This window comes from Nostoc sp. FACHB-110 (assembly GCF_014697425.1).
Lineage (GTDB): Bacteria > Cyanobacteriota > Cyanobacteriia > Cyanobacteriales > Nostocaceae > Nostoc_B.
Genome location: NZ_JACJRU010000038.1, coordinates 19103 through 34431 on the forward strand (window position 1 = coordinate 19103; position 15329 = coordinate 34431).

Below are 15329 nucleotides of genomic sequence, written 5' to 3' on the forward strand. Positions count from 1 at the left end.
TCCGGGAGTTCTGAACAAAGGCGGAATTCTACAAGTTGTAGTGGCGGCTGATGTGTTCACAGAATTCTTTTGGCATACCCATGCGGTTTCGATATCCTTATCATGTCTACCCAACCCATAATTGAAAGCATATACACTGATGGTGCTTGTACTGGCAATCCTGGCCCTGGCGGTTGGGGTGTTGTAGTTTATTTTCAAGATGGCGCAGTTCACGAAATGGGTGATGCTTCACCCCACACCACGAATAATAAAATGGAGATGCAGGCTGCGATCGCAGCTTTAAAATATTTCCACGCCACTAGACAATCTCAACCCATCACTCTCTATACCGATAGCGAATATCTGATCAACTGTGTTACCAAGTGGGTAAAAAATTGGAAAAAAAAAGGCTGGAAAAAAGCAGACGGTAATCCTGTGCAAAACCAAGACCTTTTGGAAGTTTTAGATGAACTAAATACCCGTCAAATTAGTTGGCAACACGTTCGTGGTCACGCTGGTAACGTTGGTAACGAACGTTGTGATGCGATCGCTAGGGGTTTTGCTCACGGTAAAATTCCACATCTGCAAGAATTATCACTGATTGATGCTCACAAAACTTTACCAATTTCTCATAAATTAAATGTAGCAAAAGTTTCTGAAGATAAGGCACACTCGACAATAATTAACAAAGTAAAACCAGAAACCATTAGTTCTGTATCAGATATAACCGCTATGGAACCATCCACCGCGAATACTGCGGGCATAGACACAATAGCTCCCGAAATGAGGGTCGGACAACTCCGCAACTTGGTTGAAACTCTACGTATTGCTGATGAAATCGCTGAAAAAGGCTACCTAATAACTAGTTCAGAACTAGCTGATTTGATGGATGTCCACGCCAGTGCCGTCACTAGCAGGGGAGATCAGTGGCGTTGGCGGAACTGGATAGTTTCACGCGTCCGGCGCGAAGGCAATCAAATTCTCTGGGAACTGGAACGAGGCGATCGCGTAGGAGGTGAAGAAGAATAAAAATTAGGGAGTAGGGAGTAGAAGATTTCTTTTCACTACCCACTTCCTCATTTTATGTGCCATATTTTCTGCCCCGCCATTGTTTAGGAGTGCGGAACGCAGATAAGAAAATACGCAACACTGCTAGAGGATCGGCTAAGGGAGACAACCAAAATAACCAGCCACCTTTAGCAGTTTTGCGATCATAAGAAGGTGCGATCGCTAATAACATCCCCAAGCGAATCAGCAGCAAAAAGGCATTCAACCCTAACAATAAACGCACAGGCAACAGCGCAGCCCCAGGAAAGATGAAGTAAGCAATTAAAATTAGCAAGGGAAGACCTTGCACAGATGACAATAACCATAAATCTCCCCAAGTTTGAGCAGATGTCGAGGCATCTTTCAAGTCGAGACTCCGCCCCCACTCTTTCCAAGTCTCTAATGCCCCTTCATACATCCGCACTTTCAGCACCTTAGCACCATCGAGAAAACCAACCCTAAATCCTTGATGAGCAATATATCGAGCTAAGGTAACATCATCGCAAAAAGAGCTACTCGCACTCCGATAACCACCCACAGCAGCTAACACAGAGCGACGACATAAAAAACATTGCCCATTGGCCATGACTCTTTCTGGCTGTTCGGTTGTAATGCCCGCTGGGTCAAAGCGATACAACAAAGTCATCAATAAAGCAGGTTGTAACAAACATTCCCCTGGGTATTGCAGGATGAATTGTGGCGAGAGAGAAACTAAATCATAACCTTGTGTTTGGGCTACTTTGACCAACCCAGCCACTAAACCCGGATGTGGTTGAGTATCAGCATCCATCCCCAAAAACCACTCGCTATCTTCGGAAGTACTCAAAAAGCCGTAATTTAACGCCCAAGGACGACCCACCCAACCAGTAGGTAAAGGGTCATCTGTAATCACACGAAAGCGGGGGTCTTGCTGCTGGGCGGCTTTGACTAGCTCAGGAGTGCCATCTTGGGAATTACTATCCACAACCACAATTTCTCGGACTTCGTAGCTTTGCTGACTCAAGCCAGATAATAAAGGGCTGATGCGGCTAGCTTCGTTTAATGTGGGAACCACAACGCTAACGTTACCTAATAAATCTGGTGTTGGCTGTTGTGGTTGAATTGGCGGTAATCTTCTTGGGCCTTTCAAAAGACGCGACAGCAGAATCGCCGTTGCTGGTAGTTGGATGAGTAACAATATAAGCGATATGGCGTTTTCTACTGTCAAAACCTTGTCCACGAGCAAAATACAGTGCAATTAATTGAATAAAGTCTGAAGTATGAAGTCTGAAGTATGAAGTCTTATGTTTCATACTTCATAGTTCATAACTTATTTCAACGCTACTTTGACGCTAGCAACAGAGACTTCTTTTGTTGCTGGTTCAACACTAATAGGTGCAGCAGTAGCTGATGCTTTCCACCAAAAGGTTACAGCAGGAGCAACGCCTAAAACTAACCCCAGCAATACAGGAATCGAGAATCCAGCCGCCAAGCTCATCACTGTAGCGAAACCAAAGTTGCCTAAGTAGACAGCTAAGGGTAAATTAAGCTGCGATCGCTCAAATTGAATTGGTTGATTTCTCCATAAAAAAGCAGCCACAGTCATAAACACTGCGCCAGTTCCCAACCAACCAGCAAAGTTTTGATAAGGCATCCCAAAAAAGGCTCCTGGTTGTTGCCAATACCAGAAGGGTAAAGCTGTTTGACTCATCGCTGGGTCAAGTACAAAATCCCAAGAGGTGAGCAGCAAAGAACCCAATCCAATTGCACCTATATGTCGCCACCAGCTCGGTTTTTGATCTACTTCTAAACCTGCACGGGCTAGCAAATAAGATACACAGCCCAAATAAAACCAAGATAAGGGAATTGTAAAAGGAACTAAACCTGCAATTTTATACCCTAAACCACTTAAATAGCTGTAGTGACCAAAAGGAAAGCCTGTACTGGTTCCTAAGAGTTCGCTGGTTAAAGAAATAAATACAGCAGGCAGCATAAACGCCAAGGCACGATTAATACCTAATGTCCGCGAAGCATACAACAATACTGCTGCGGCCCCCAAAATCATATAAACTACGCCACCACCTGCCATACTCCACTGCATCGCAGTTTGTCCGATCTCAGACAAGTGAAAAACAACTTCGGCATTAGGTACAACCAGCAATATCCCTACCAATCCAAACACCATTGATACGATATGACCAATGAGGCATACGCGTTCAGCAACAACAAGTTGTTTCATGACCATTCCTTAATCAAGATGTGATACTTTGCTACTCTGCTGCTAACAGTTTACAAATGTTTACGAAAATATTTAACTAATTTGTACCGCAATTCTCAGTAAATTTATGAAACTCCCATCAGGAGCATAACAGCCTATTGATTGCGACTAGAAAAAATAGGATGATAAACTAATAGTCTAAGTCATGACCGTCCCAATCTATCCAAGTTAAAGTAGCATTCTTGTAGTTAGCGATCGCCTTTATTCTCCACATTCAAAAGGCTTATACAAGCAAGCTCAAGCAGCTGCTACACTGCATACTTAAATGAACATAATACTTTAGCCGCTTATGGCAAAACCAACTCATGTTACCTTCCAAAAGATTTCCCTGGATTTCCTTATTCCTTGTACTGGTTAGTTACAGTACCCTTGGTTGGGTATTATCCGAAACCCATACCTCCTGGGTGATGTGGATACTTGTTGTCATTGGGATACTATTTCTGCTATTCAGCCTCAATGCTCCCTTGCCTACAGTGGCAGATTATTCAACGGTATTGTTGAAATCAAGTAGTAGAAGTTTTTTGGTTGCTGTTTTTGGCGCATTTTTATTTTTCCTGATGGTTGCTTGGTTTCGTCTTTTCTTAGACACCTTGTTAATCATTGCGGCTGCCGTACTAGCCAGAATTGATTTTCAAACATCAGGATATAAGGAAATACAAGCTTTTGCGTTGACATCCTTATTTTCATTGCTTGGTATGGCCAGTGGCGCTGCAATACACCTAGGATTATCACAGTATACGCACTTGTGGTGAGTATTTTTCTAGTGCCAACTCGCTTCAGCTTAGTAAAAATGAGGGCGGTAGTTACCAACCCTCACTTTGATTAATTGATGATGAGTAATTAACCTAGGATAAATAGGTTTTAACTAGCTGCTGCTTCGGTTGCTACGGTAGCAGAGTAAACACTGACCTTTTTACGAGACTTGCCTTTTCTTTCAAAGGTTACTACACCATCAATGAGAGCAAACAAAGTGTCATCACTACCGATACCAACATTGTTACCGGGGTGGAACTTTGTACCACGTTGACGTACCAGGATATTTCCAGCGCGGACTACTTGACCACCATAGCGTTTGACACCTAAACGCTGGGCGTTAGAGTCGCGGCCGTTACGTGTACTACCTGTACCTTTCTTGTGAGCCATAATTTCCTCTTGTTTGTATATATTTAGATGATTATTCAGCAGTTGCTTCTGCAGGAGATTCTGCCGCTTCTATAGTTTCAGCAGCTGCTGGAGCAGCAAATACCTGACCATTAAGAGTAATAGAGTTAATCAATAGTCTGGTAATTTCCTGACGATGCCCCCGTTTTTTCCGGGTTTTCTTCTTGGGCTTCATTTTGTATACTAAGACCTTGCGACCTCGCAAATGCCGCAAAATAGTCCCTTCTACAGTTGCTCCTGAAACCAAGGGCTGACCAATGCTGACTTCCCCGTCGTGCTGTACTAGTAGTACGGAATTTATTGTAACTTTTTCGTCTGGCTGGGCGCTCAGTAGTTCAATATCGTAGAAACGACCTGGCTCAACTCTTAATTGTTTGCCGCCAGTTTCAATAATTGCGTAAGTCATGAATGAAATTGTCCTTGAAGTTGCCGTACAGGTAGCTAGCGATTATCTTTAGTGCTAAAATCAGCGATTGATTTTAGCTTGAGCGATCGCAATTTGCTAGCTTTTGTGATGTGTCTACCTGATCCGAGCAGGAATTAGACAGACAATCTAAAATTATAAATTTTTAGATATAAATAGTCAATCCCTTCATCAAGAAAATACTCGTAATCCGCAAAAATCTGTAGAAACCACAGATATGATCACAGCAAATTTACAAATTCTCAAATTTTTTTGTGTTGATTTGCGTAATTTTGCTCAAGACCGCTGAAATTAATAATGACACAGAACAGCACCATAAATCTGAGCAGAAGATGTCACTGCTCAGATTTTTCCCTTAATACGCCCTAAAATTGGGTTTTTTGAGAGTTTTTATCCCTAAGTACAGAACATGACAAAAAGTTTTTCCATCCTATTTTGATGTATCCACCACTCAGAAAAGTAGGGAAAATTACAGAATATTTTGATTACTCATTCAACAGGACTATTTTTACCGCAAGTACTTTTACGGCGATTACTCAGCATTTGCAAACCTACTCCAGTTACACCCATAACAAGTAAGCTGATAGTGGCTGATGGTTCTGGCACTTGCTTGGGAGTTTGCAAAGTGAAGCTGAGTTTAGCCAAACCGACAGCAGGAACGCCTGGTGTTCCTAGTTCATCTTCTTCGGTAAACGTGATTGTACCTGTAGCATTTTGAAATAAGCCAGTTCCACCAAATATATTTATCGTTCCGCCACCCTTAATAGTTCCTGTGGCAAAATTAATCTCAGCACTGTCACTCGCTCTGCCAAATAACTCATTAGCACCGCCATAATATCTATCAGAAAATATTGGTTGTCCCTCTAAGCCAAAAACGCTAGCATCTGAATTGAAAATATACTTATTAATTGATGGGTTTTCAATAGGTTGTAGCTGTCCATAAGTATTGCTCAAAAAATAATCTAACCCATAAGGCACAGGTTCAACACTTTTACCTGTGATAGTTGCTCTGACAATACCTAAATCTGGTCGGAAGTTGGGATCGATAGTAACTGTTGTATTGTAATTAGCACTAAATGTATAAGTATTATTAAAACTCTGGGCAGTTACACTTTTTATATTTGAGCCTAAAGTAGCTACAGTTAGGGTTGTAGTAATTAGCCAGCCAAAATTTGAACCAAACATAATTATCCTGTTTCGTCCGCAAATAAATTATATTTACTCCCACAAAGTGCAGGAATTTAATTTGGAAGTCTATTAGCAAGAACAGTTATAAACAAAACTGTTGTTAAAAACCATATTAAATATAATTGTTTTGCTTTTCAAGATTAATGAGATGAGATTGAATGAATTATTTTTAGATGATTGCTGTAAATTAGACAAGTTAAATTAGATATTTAGTGTGCTATGTGAGTTCATTTCGAGGAGAGGTCAAATAATGGTAAGTATACATCCGTCAGAATTCAGGAGCCAGAATAGGAGAAAATTTCATCACATTCTTCAGGGTAAAAATATTCTCATTATCCTAAATTATCTTAAATTCTGAATTCTGACTTCTGTGTGCTGAATTTTTACCAAAAATGTATTGTAACTAACCAATAACTGCCATAACATTTATTGTGCAATCTCTTAATCTAAACCTAAAATTATTCTGCCTTCTGCTTTCTATTTCCTATTATCTCATCCAATATTAATAAACATGTTGCTAATAATAACGGCAAAAAATAATATACGCCGCGATAAGCTAACATTGAGCCTAAAACAGCAGCCGCAGAAATTTGCCGAGAAATAATTAATAAAATTACTGTTTCAAATACACCTAAACCGCCAGGAACATTACTCACAACACCAGCGAACATTGCGAGTAAATAAATCCCTAAAAAATCGAGATAAGATAAAGCTGTATTATTAGGTAATAAAGCATAAAGTACGGCAGCAGCGAACATCCAATCTAAACTAGAAATAATGATTTGCATGAAGGATATTGGTAAACCTGGAAAGCGGAATTCATGAGCGCGAATAATTAATGGTTGTTTAATAGTAAAGCTGCTGATTAGATAAATGAGAATTAAACCGAGAAATATTACACCCAAAGGACGCACAGTGGTAAATGGTAAATGTAGCTGTGTCGGAATATTTAAAGGGTGAATCAAAAAAATTAACCCAGCAACAGTAAACATACCTAACCAAAATGTGAAATTAACGAAAGCAATGATTTGCGCGATCGCAATTGGTGATACTTGCCATCTAGAATAAAAACGATAGCGAATAGCACTACCAGTAAGTAATGCAAAACCGATAGTATTACTAAAGCTAGAACTAATAAAATTAGTCAACGCAATTTTGCGCCAATTTAGGGAACGATGAATATAAGCAAAGCCTAAAATATCGTACCCAACCATAATTAAATAACCAAAAGCCGTCAGTACAATTGCCCAAACCAAACTCTGTGGTGAAATTGCCGCGATCGCCGCTAGAATATCATGATAATTATACTCATGCAGTTCGTTTGCGATCGCCCATACAGAAAGAGCCAGCAGCAACAAGCCAAATAAAGAACTAAAGTTAATTTGCAGCTTTTTGGACATTCTTAAAAACCTATTCGCAAATATTCCATTACCTTGACACAGCATTGTCATATCACAGGTTTAAGCTTTGGGTGGAAAACAATCACAGTTTAAATAAGTAATGTAGCAGCTTTCCATGACGGATGATGACTGTTTTGAAGATGCTTTAGTTGGTTCCTCAATTCACCTGCGGCGAGGAATAAATTTACAAGTTTGCCATAGTCCGGGCATGACTCCGCCGATAGTTTTTATCCACGGCGGTATGGGCAATCATTTTAACTTTAGAATGCAGTATGAATTTGCCCAAAATCAAGGTTGGGAAGTTATCGCCTATGATTTAGCAGGACATGGAAAATCTAGCCGCTACTCGCGTTATTCTATTGCACGACATTGCCGCGATTTGCAGCGATTGTTAAACAAATTTGCCATAGAATCGCCTGTATTATGCTGTCATAGCTATGGCGTGCCTATCGGTTTAGAATTTGCCCAACATCATCAAGTAAGTGGCATAATTGCTATTGCTGGCGGAACTCATGATTTAGCACCTTGGTGGGAAATTCCATTGATGAAGTTAATGGCTTGGGGTGGTAGATATCTCTTCCATCTACCTATTGTACAAATCTTCAATAGTTTCCTCTCAACTTCTTACCGTCACAGCGTCATGGAAAGATTTTTTGCGGAAAATCCTGTACCCACTGATTTTGATGCTTACAAAGCCTTAGAAATTTTTTGGGACTATAACTTTTTTGTCCGTCATACGTTACCGCGAAATTTGCATATTCCCACTTTAGTAATTACTGCGGGAAAAGACCCGATGTTTACCCAAAAAATGGGGGATGAGTTAGCAAGTCACTTTGTCAACGCTACTCATTTACATTTTGCCCAAGCCGGACATCTTGTGATGGCAGAGTGTCCAGAACTAGTTAATCAAGCGATCGCAAATTGGTTAACTAAACAAATTTATTCTTAATCTATCATGATGAATTGCAAAAAAATTCTACTAATAATTTCCGTATTAACTTTAGTTGGCTGTAAATATTCCCCGACTATCGCGGCTAAACCACCAAAAACAATCACAGCTTCCTTACCAGCGCAACCAGACACTAAAACTTTAGCGACTCCACTTTCCTATAAAATTGAATCTTACGATAGCAAAGCTATGCCAGGAAAACGCACCTATGGTGTTTCTTTACCACCTGGTTATGAACAAAACCCCCAACAACGCTATCCAGTAATTTTTCTCCTCCACGGTGGACACGGTGAACCTACTGACTGGTTCAGCGAGAAAAAAGGACAAGCACTCAAAACATTGACAACACTCTACAATAGTGGAAAGCTACCACCAAGTATTATTATTACGCCCGATGGTAACGACAAACGCGGTTCCAGTCGTTATTTTGACCCGCAATATATTGACGGCCCCAATGGCAACGTTTCTACCGCCGTGGGAAATGAACTTGTAAAAATAGTGCAGAGTCGCTATCGCACTTTACCAAATCCCGATTTTTGGGCGATGGGTGGATTATCTTCTGGTGGTTGGGGTGCAATGAATGTTGGGTTACACAATTTGCAAAACTTTTCAATTTTATTTAGTCATAGCGGATATTTTAGAGATAAAACTGGCCCCCAAAATAGCCCAATAGTTTATATCAAAACTCTGCCAACCCAAGCTAAAAAAAGATTGCGAATTTACCTAGATTCAGGCGAATCTGACAAAGAAGAATTAAATGATGCTAAAGAATTTACGCAAGTTCTGAGTCAACAAAAAGTTTACAATTTGTTTCGACAATTTCCAGGTAGCCATACTTGGCAATATTGGCGAGAACATTTAGCAGATTCTCTCACATTTGTCGGTGAACAATTTCGGATTGCTGAAATTGCCCATGCCGCTGATAATGTAGGGGTTAATCAGCAAACACATAAATAACAATATACCCGACTTGTCAAAGAAGTCGGGTATATTAGCCTCGGTTACAAGCTATCAATATATGAAAATTTCTAAATTTTATCTAGGTTTAGCAGGTGCGATCGCTATTCTTAGTAGTGTGGGATATTATTATGTTTTTATCTTAGGTGCGCCACAACTAGATCCACCCCAACAAGAAGCAGATACAGGCTTAAAATTTCAACTAGAAACTTTCAATTCTCCAGCTATGGGTACAGTCCGCCAATATGGTGTGATTTTACCTCCTAACTATCAAAAAAATCCCCAAACTCGCTATCCAGTTATATTTTTATTGCATGGTGGTCATGATGATGCGCGAGCCTATGCTGATAAATATGCCATCATTAGCGTATTACATGAATTATATAAAAGTGGCAAATTACCACTATCAATTATCATTACACCAGATGGTAATGATAATCGCGGTTCTAGCCCTTTATATGACCCCGATTATTATGATGGGCCGAACGGTAAAATCGGGACTTTGATTGGTTCAGAATTAGTCCAAGTTGTAAAGTCACGCTACCGGACTTTAAATCAGCCCCAATTTTGGGCATTAGGTGGTTTATCTTCTGGTGGATGGGGCGCGTTTAATATTGGTTTACGCTATCTCAATAACTTTAATATATTATTTAGTCATAGCGGTTACTTTACCGATGACAGTGGGGCGCAAAATAGCCCCTTACAAATAGTGCAACAGCTATCAATTGCTGATCAAAAGCGACTAAGGATATATCTTGATGCAGGCTTGAACGATCATAATTTATTAGCTTCTACTAAAGCTTTTCACCAAGTTCTCAATAAGTTAAATATAGTTAATGTATTTTATGCTTTCCCGGGAGGTCATGGTTTATCTGGTGCAGATGTCGGCTGGAATTATTTTCACAAGCATTTAAAAGATTCTCTTTCTTATGTGGGAGAACAATTTAAAACAGCTAAAAAATAGTTAATTGTAATTAAATATTATAATTTTAAGTAATTAATGATTCATAAATTCAAAACTCAAATTGGACTTTGGAGCGTAGCTGTCCTGACTGGGTTAGTCGGTATAGTCAATGTTTTATCTGCGGTTACACCAAATCTATATGGGCGTAATCATTGGTTAAAAGAATTTTTACCTTTTGAAATTCGTGCCAGTGGTCATATATTTGCAGCTTTAACAGGCTTTGTTTTGCTGACATTAGCTACTAATTTATTACGGCGCAAGCGTGTTGCTTGGCTACTTACAATCAGTATATTAATTATTTCAATTTTTAGCCATCTACTTAAAGGACTAGATTACGAAGAAAGTATCTTATCTGGTATCTTGCTAGGACAATTAATGTTAATGCGTCATGTGTTTACAGCCCAATCAGATAGACCTTCAATTGCTAGAGGTGTACGAGTATTGATTGGGGCGTTGCTGTTTACCTTGGCTTATGGAACAGTAGGATTTTATTTATTGGATGGCAAATTTTCCGAAAATTTTAATTGGGGAGAAGCCGTAATTCAGACTTTAGCAATGTTTTTTACGGAAGATAATTGGGGTTTACAACCTACTTCAAAATTTGGGGAATTTTTTGCTAATTCTATATATGTAATTGCTGCCAGCACAATTACTTTTGCAATCGTGATGCTGTTACAGCCTGTATTTTTGCAGAACTCAGCAACAGCTATTGAGCGACAAAAAGCTCAAGAAATTGTTGAACAGTATGGTTGCTCTTCTTTAGCAGCATTCACACTTTTAAGTGATAAAAGTTATTTTTTTAGTCCCTCTGGTAAAAGTGTAATTGCTTATGTACCCAAAGGACGCGGAGCGATCGCCCTCGGAGACCCCATCGGCCCAATTGAAGACCGCAAAGAAGTAATTGTGAGTTTTCAGCAGTTTTGTCAACGCAATGATTGGTATCCTGCCTTTTATCAAACTTTACCCGATGATATTGATATTTATACTTCTTTAGGGTTTAGGGTAATGAAGATTGGCGAAGAGGCGATCGTTGATTTGCAAAATTTTACTTTACAAGGCAAAGCCGGAAAAAACTTTCGTCCCTCAATTAATCGGTTAACCAAACTCGGTTATCAAGTCAATTTTTATCACCCACCAATAGCAAATGACTTGTTACATCAACTCAAACCTGTGAGTGATGAATGGCTAAAAATGGCCCAAGGTTCAGAAAAACGCTTTTCTTTAGGCTGGTTTGACGAAACTTATCTGCGAAATTGCGAAATTGCAGTGGTACATACTCCAGAAGGTGGAATTGCTGCATTCACTAACGTTTTACCTGAGTATCAGCTAAACGAAATCACCATCGATATGATGCGCCATCGTGCCGAGATGGAAAATGGGATGATGGATTTTTTATTTACTTCCCTGCTGCAACATTTTAAAGACGAAGGCTACGATACTTTTAATTTTGGCCTCTCCGCCTTGGCTGGTGTGGGTGACAATCCAGAGTCACACCGCTTAGAAAAAGTTCTGCGCTATTTGTACGAACATTTAAACCGCTTCTACAACTTTCAAGGCTTACATGCTTACAAAGACAAGTTTCGCCCCAATTGGGAACCCCGTTATTTGGTTTACCCTAGTTTAACGGCTTTACCTGATGTAGTTGTAGCATTAATTCGCGCCGATTCAGGCGATCGCCTCCTTGATTATTTTAAACCAGGAGCCTAGAGCATCTTGATTCTGACTCCTGACTCCTGGCTTGTGAATTCTTCTTTAATTACCTATCTCTGCGTTAAATACAGGACTTACGCAAAAATTCTCAAAAAGCTTAATTTATCGAACCGCCAAGTCGCCAAGAACGCCAAGAAATCGTAGAGTCTGCGTAAGTCCTAAAATACTCCAGTTAAGCGAGATTCAACACCTTGCGTAACAGTGCTTGGTCTTCGATTTTCGCTTTGAGGCGACCATTTTCCACATCTCGAATCCAGCTTTGGCTTTTGCCGGTGAGTTTGGCTAATTCTCGTTGGGAGAGATTTAAATTTTTGCGGGCTTCTAAAATCTGTTCGCCAACTAAATCGCCTGTAATTCTGACTCGTCTTCTATTTTTGATAGTGCGTCGTTGCTTCTTTTCCGAGTCAGAAATTTGCTGTTCCCATTCTGGCGGTAGTTCAAATGACAAAATCCGCGCGTTCATCAACAGGTTCCATTTTCCACGGGGGCCGGAATCTGTCAGTCGGGTTTCGCCACCACCATCGTTAATCCAAAATTCTAAGGCTTCGTCTGGATCTTCGGGAATGCCCATTAACTTCGCCCACAATGGTTGAATTTCTAAGGGGTAAGTTACTGGGTCAAACATGGGTTTGATACCCAAATGATTCAGCACTTCTAAGTCATTTTCAAATGTCCGCAGTAGTCTTTTGCGTTCTTCTCGCTGTCGGGAAGCTAGGGTAACTTTTTCCTCACCATAAGCAATGCGTAACAAGGTAGGAACAGTGATGCGTTGTTCTCTACCCATCTTGGTTTTGAATAATAACCACAACATGAGTCGGACTGCGCCTTCGTGTTGTTGCCAAATACTCATAACGGTGGTGAGTAAGGTTTTGGGCAAACTACCGTATTGATAAAAGGCGCTACGCTCTTTACAAGCTTGTTTGTTGAGGAAATGCTGCGCCCAAATTCCGGCGCGAATTTTGAAGGTTAGCCCGACTAGGTATTTACAGCCTATGTCATCTTCTTGGAAGTGGTGTTGGATATGGACTAAGTGCCACAAGCGAGATTGAGTAACTGAAAATCCTTTGACACGCCCTTGTTGCGGCCAGTCAATAGATATTAACAGCGAGCAAGCTTGTTGGACAAGATTTTTCATTAAGGTGAGTTTGGCAGTTTTACTCAGGTCTTTGCGCTTTTCTAGCCCCAAGTATTTTTCTATTTGCCGTTCATCTAGGGAAAATTCTTGCTCCCAAGGTTGTTCTAAGGTTGTGGCGTAGGCGGCAAATATTAAATGGATACAAGCCGCCCGAATATCCATTGTTTCGATCGCTTCTAAATTAGTGATATGATCGCTAACTTGAAAAGGATGTTGAATGTGAAAAGCAATCGCACCTTTGCCTTGGCTGACTTGTCGGCTGTAACATAGATATCCTTCTGCATCATGTTCCCAATTTAAGGATGTGCGTTGAGCCAATAAATTACACGCTTCCCAAATTGCGATCGCTGAAGCAAAAGGGTTATTCTTCCCATTAGAAAATAAATCCGGGCTAGTAGCGTCTCGCGGTTCGACTTTGCATCTCCCCTTTTTCGCTTGCCACGGTATAGGCGAATTTGTCGGACAAGCTATTACACATTGCGGTTCAGGATAATAGCCCTCACAATTGTTACACAGACAAGGATCAATCCAATATTCATCATCTTCTAACTGAATCGCACCCGTAGGACATTGGGGACGGCAGTTATCACATCCAACGCAACTGTTGTTAGGAATTGTATACGGCATAAAACAACTTCTTCCCACCTAATCGTTGAGATGTTTGGCTCAAGTCTCCCCTGGATGTGTCCTGTTTATTTATCACTCGCAACCACATTAATTACCTAGCAAGAAGTAAATTTCCTTGCTGCGATAATTGCCCACATCCATATTCAGACTTAGTATCCAAGTAGAGGCTCAATTAGGCTTTTCAGCCCAGCCGAATCTTTATTGTTCATTAACTATAAATTTCATAAATATTTAGATGATTTTGTTCATCATGAGCTTAGGAAATTTTCTTAAGCTTTCATATTTTTTTAATTCTTAACCTTTAATGTTTGGCATCAAAACCTTAACCCAAGGTTTTTTGCTGAATTTTTATACACACAATTGTTTGGCATAATCCCATTTATTAATAATTTTAATATTTAATATCAAGCTAACTGCTGCTATAAAAATTACATTTTGAATTGAAATGCTCAAATTACCAGATTATTGGTACTTTGGGCATTTTTATTGCTAAATAACAATACGTTGCTAATACAAATTGCAAATATATTTATGTAATGAAAGAACATAAGTTTTGTATAGTGATTTACTGTCTTTTTGATGTCGGCTAAAAGCTGCAAAAGAATTGCATTATTAATTTAGGCAGTAATTAACTTTAAGGTAATTGATTTAACTAAATATAGGCAATGCAAATCCCCAACTTTTTAAAGAAGTCGGGGATTTTGGCAGACACGAATCATTGAATACTACAATTTTTATCAAAAAATATGAAAATTATTGCTATAAAGTCTCATTTAAATCATCAAAATTAACTAGAAAACAGATGAAAAGTCATCAAATTTTAATGAAAGAAAAATTAATTGTTTCACAACAAAACAAAACAATTAGATTAAGTTAGTATGAAATTAAGTACAAACGATTAGATTGGCAAAATTGCCGAAGGTTTATTCATGGCAGCACTAACAGGATTGACATTTGGAGGTAAAACCTGGACACCTAAATTTGCCCAGGAGATTGACAAAGATAAATGTATCGGCTGTGGCAGATGTATTAAAGTGTGTGGGTATAGTGTGCTGGATTTAAAAGCACTCAATGAAGAAGGCGAATTTGTCGAAGATGAAGAAGATGATGAAATCGAGCGCAAAGTCATGGTAGTTGCTCATCCAGAGAACTGCATTGGTTGTGAAGCTTGCTCTCGGATTTGTCCTAAGAACTGCTACAGCCACGCTGAATTGAACAACTAAACATTTGCGGAAACTTCAAAGTTGTTGTGTTGATAAGGGGGTACTCAGCAAGGTAAATTGAGGGGAATTGATCTAATTACTAGGAATGGTGAAAAAGTTCATAGTAAACAAATGCGTAAATTGTAAATTGTTACTTATTAACTAAATCATACTTGCTGCTATTTTGAATGTTCAAAATGAGAACTAATAGTACCCTCTGACAACAACTATTACTGCTTGTAGAACTAGAAGGTACTCTGGTCGAATTTATTAGAAATATTGTTAAGTTTTGGGGGAAGGATCTGAAGAGATTTGGAAAATTCTCCCAA

14 protein-coding genes are annotated in these 15329 nt (G+C 39.5%); 7 read left to right on the top strand and 7 right to left on the bottom strand.

Features of this window, described 5'->3' with window-relative positions; translation table 11 throughout:
• Nucleotides 1-102 precede the first annotated feature (102 nt).
• On the top strand, nucleotides 103-1008 hold the full coding sequence (rnhA, locus tag H6G69_RS25890; protein WP_190691992.1) for a ribonuclease HI: 906 nt from the start codon (nucleotides 103-105) through the stop codon (nucleotides 1006-1008).
• A 52-nt stretch (nucleotides 1009-1060) separates the two neighbouring features.
• Here the strand turns inward: rnhA and cruG are convergent, their stop codons facing one another.
• Together cruG and cruF are read right to left on the bottom strand one after the other, a co-directional pair.
• Nucleotides 1061-2245 carry a 2'-O-glycosyltransferase CruG gene (cruG, locus tag H6G69_RS25895; RefSeq protein ID WP_190691993.1) on the bottom strand — a complete coding sequence of 395 codons (1185 nt, stop codon included), beginning with the start codon at nucleotides 2243-2245 and terminating at the stop codon, nucleotides 1061-1063.
• A 90-nt stretch (nucleotides 2246-2335) separates the two neighbouring features.
• Nucleotides 2336-3244 (bottom strand): gamma-carotene 1'-hydroxylase CruF, encoded by a 909-nt coding sequence (gene cruF, locus H6G69_RS25900; RefSeq protein WP_190691994.1) that lies wholly within the window; start codon nucleotides 3242-3244, stop codon nucleotides 2336-2338.
• A 344-nt stretch (nucleotides 3245-3588) separates the two neighbouring features.
• Here cruF and H6G69_RS25905 point away from each other — a divergent pair, with 344 nt between their 5' ends.
• Nucleotides 3589-4035 (top strand): hypothetical protein, encoded by a 447-nt coding sequence (locus H6G69_RS25905; RefSeq protein WP_190691995.1) that lies wholly within the window; start codon nucleotides 3589-3591, stop codon nucleotides 4033-4035.
• 109 nt (nucleotides 4036-4144) lie between these two features.
• Here H6G69_RS25905 and rpmA read toward each other — a convergent pair whose 3' ends face one another.
• From rpmA to H6G69_RS25925, 4 genes are all read right to left on the bottom strand, one after another.
• On the bottom strand, nucleotides 4145-4426 hold the full coding sequence (gene rpmA / locus H6G69_RS25910) for a 50S ribosomal protein L27 (protein WP_190691996.1): 282 nt from the start codon (nucleotides 4424-4426) through the stop codon (nucleotides 4145-4147).
• A 31-nt stretch (nucleotides 4427-4457) separates the two neighbouring features.
• The gene (rplU, locus tag H6G69_RS25915) at nucleotides 4458-4850 is read right to left on the bottom strand and encodes a 50S ribosomal protein L21 (RefSeq protein WP_190691997.1); all 393 of its coding nucleotides are present in this window, start codon (nucleotides 4848-4850) and stop codon (nucleotides 4458-4460) included.
• A gap of 507 nt (nucleotides 4851-5357) precedes the next feature.
• A complete protein-coding gene (locus H6G69_RS25920; RefSeq protein ID WP_190691998.1) occupies nucleotides 5358-6053 on the bottom strand; it encodes a hypothetical protein in 696 nt (231 codons plus the stop codon).
• Nucleotides 6054-6514: 461 nt separating this feature from the next.
• On the bottom strand, nucleotides 6515-7456 hold the full coding sequence (locus tag H6G69_RS25925; RefSeq protein WP_190691999.1) for a lysylphosphatidylglycerol synthase domain-containing protein: 942 nt from the start codon (nucleotides 7454-7456) through the stop codon (nucleotides 6515-6517).
• 115 nt (nucleotides 7457-7571) lie between these two features.
• On the opposite strand from H6G69_RS25925, the gene H6G69_RS25930 reads away from it, so the two are divergent.
• From H6G69_RS25930 to H6G69_RS25945, 4 genes are all read left to right on the top strand, one after another.
• The gene (locus tag H6G69_RS25930) at nucleotides 7572-8405 is read left to right on the top strand and encodes an alpha/beta fold hydrolase (protein WP_190692000.1); all 834 of its coding nucleotides are present in this window, start codon (nucleotides 7572-7574) and stop codon (nucleotides 8403-8405) included.
• 6 nt (nucleotides 8406-8411) lie between these two features.
• Nucleotides 8412-9362 carry an esterase family protein gene (locus H6G69_RS25935; RefSeq protein WP_242072186.1) on the top strand — a complete coding sequence of 317 codons (951 nt, stop codon included), beginning with the start codon at nucleotides 8412-8414 and terminating at the stop codon, nucleotides 9360-9362.
• A gap of 61 nt (nucleotides 9363-9423) precedes the next feature.
• Nucleotides 9424-10326, top strand: a complete 903-nt coding sequence (locus tag H6G69_RS25940; RefSeq protein ID WP_190692001.1) for an esterase family protein — start codon at nucleotides 9424-9426, stop codon at nucleotides 10324-10326.
• Between the two features lie 36 nt (nucleotides 10327-10362).
• Nucleotides 10363-12033 carry a phosphatidylglycerol lysyltransferase domain-containing protein gene (locus tag H6G69_RS25945; protein ID WP_190692002.1) on the top strand — a complete coding sequence of 557 codons (1671 nt, stop codon included), beginning with the start codon at nucleotides 10363-10365 and terminating at the stop codon, nucleotides 12031-12033.
• A 175-nt stretch (nucleotides 12034-12208) separates the two neighbouring features.
• Here the strand turns inward: H6G69_RS25945 and H6G69_RS25950 are convergent, their stop codons facing one another.
• Nucleotides 12209-13798: a helix-turn-helix domain-containing protein gene (locus H6G69_RS25950; protein ID WP_190692003.1), complete on the bottom strand. Its 1590-nt coding sequence runs from the start codon at nucleotides 13796-13798 to the stop codon at nucleotides 12209-12211.
• A 929-nt stretch (nucleotides 13799-14727) separates the two neighbouring features.
• Here H6G69_RS25950 and fdxB point away from each other — a divergent pair.
• Nucleotides 14728-15021: a ferredoxin III, nif-specific gene (gene fdxB, locus H6G69_RS25955; protein WP_190692004.1), complete on the top strand. Its 294-nt coding sequence runs from the start codon at nucleotides 14728-14730 to the stop codon at nucleotides 15019-15021.
• Nucleotides 15022-15329 lie beyond the last annotated feature (308 nt).

What these genes read in the sequence shown, in the direction of transcription:
- rnhA (WP_190691992.1), top strand. Translation starts at nt 103, where the DNA reads ATGTCTACCCAACCCATAATTGAAAGCATATACACTGATGGTGCTTGT.
- cruF (WP_190691994.1), bottom strand. Translation starts at nt 3,244, where the DNA reads ATGAAACAACTTGTTGTTGCTGAACGCGTATGCCTCATTGGTCATATC.
- H6G69_RS25905 (WP_190691995.1), top strand. Translation starts at nt 3,589, where the DNA reads ATGTTACCTTCCAAAAGATTTCCCTGGATTTCCTTATTCCTTGTACTG.
- rpmA (WP_190691996.1), bottom strand. Translation starts at nt 4,426, where the DNA reads ATGGCTCACAAGAAAGGTACAGGTAGTACACGTAACGGCCGCGACTCT.
- rplU (WP_190691997.1), bottom strand. Translation starts at nt 4,850, where the DNA reads ATGACTTACGCAATTATTGAAACTGGCGGCAAACAATTAAGAGTTGAG.
- H6G69_RS25920 (WP_190691998.1), bottom strand. Translation starts at nt 6,053, where the DNA reads ATGTTTGGTTCAAATTTTGGCTGGCTAATTACTACAACCCTAACTGTA.
- H6G69_RS25925 (WP_190691999.1), bottom strand. Translation starts at nt 7,456, where the DNA reads ATGTCCAAAAAGCTGCAAATTAACTTTAGTTCTTTATTTGGCTTGTTG.
- H6G69_RS25930 (WP_190692000.1), top strand. Translation starts at nt 7,572, where the DNA reads ATGACGGATGATGACTGTTTTGAAGATGCTTTAGTTGGTTCCTCAATT.
- H6G69_RS25935 (WP_242072186.1), top strand. Translation starts at nt 8,412, where the DNA reads ATGATGAATTGCAAAAAAATTCTACTAATAATTTCCGTATTAACTTTA.
- H6G69_RS25940 (WP_190692001.1), top strand. Translation starts at nt 9,424, where the DNA reads ATGAAAATTTCTAAATTTTATCTAGGTTTAGCAGGTGCGATCGCTATT.
- H6G69_RS25945 (WP_190692002.1), top strand. Translation starts at nt 10,363, where the DNA reads ATGATTCATAAATTCAAAACTCAAATTGGACTTTGGAGCGTAGCTGTC.
- H6G69_RS25950 (WP_190692003.1), bottom strand. Translation starts at nt 13,798, where the DNA reads ATGCCGTATACAATTCCTAACAACAGTTGCGTTGGATGTGATAACTGC.
- fdxB (WP_190692004.1), top strand. Translation starts at nt 14,728, where the DNA reads ATGGCAGCACTAACAGGATTGACATTTGGAGGTAAAACCTGGACACCT.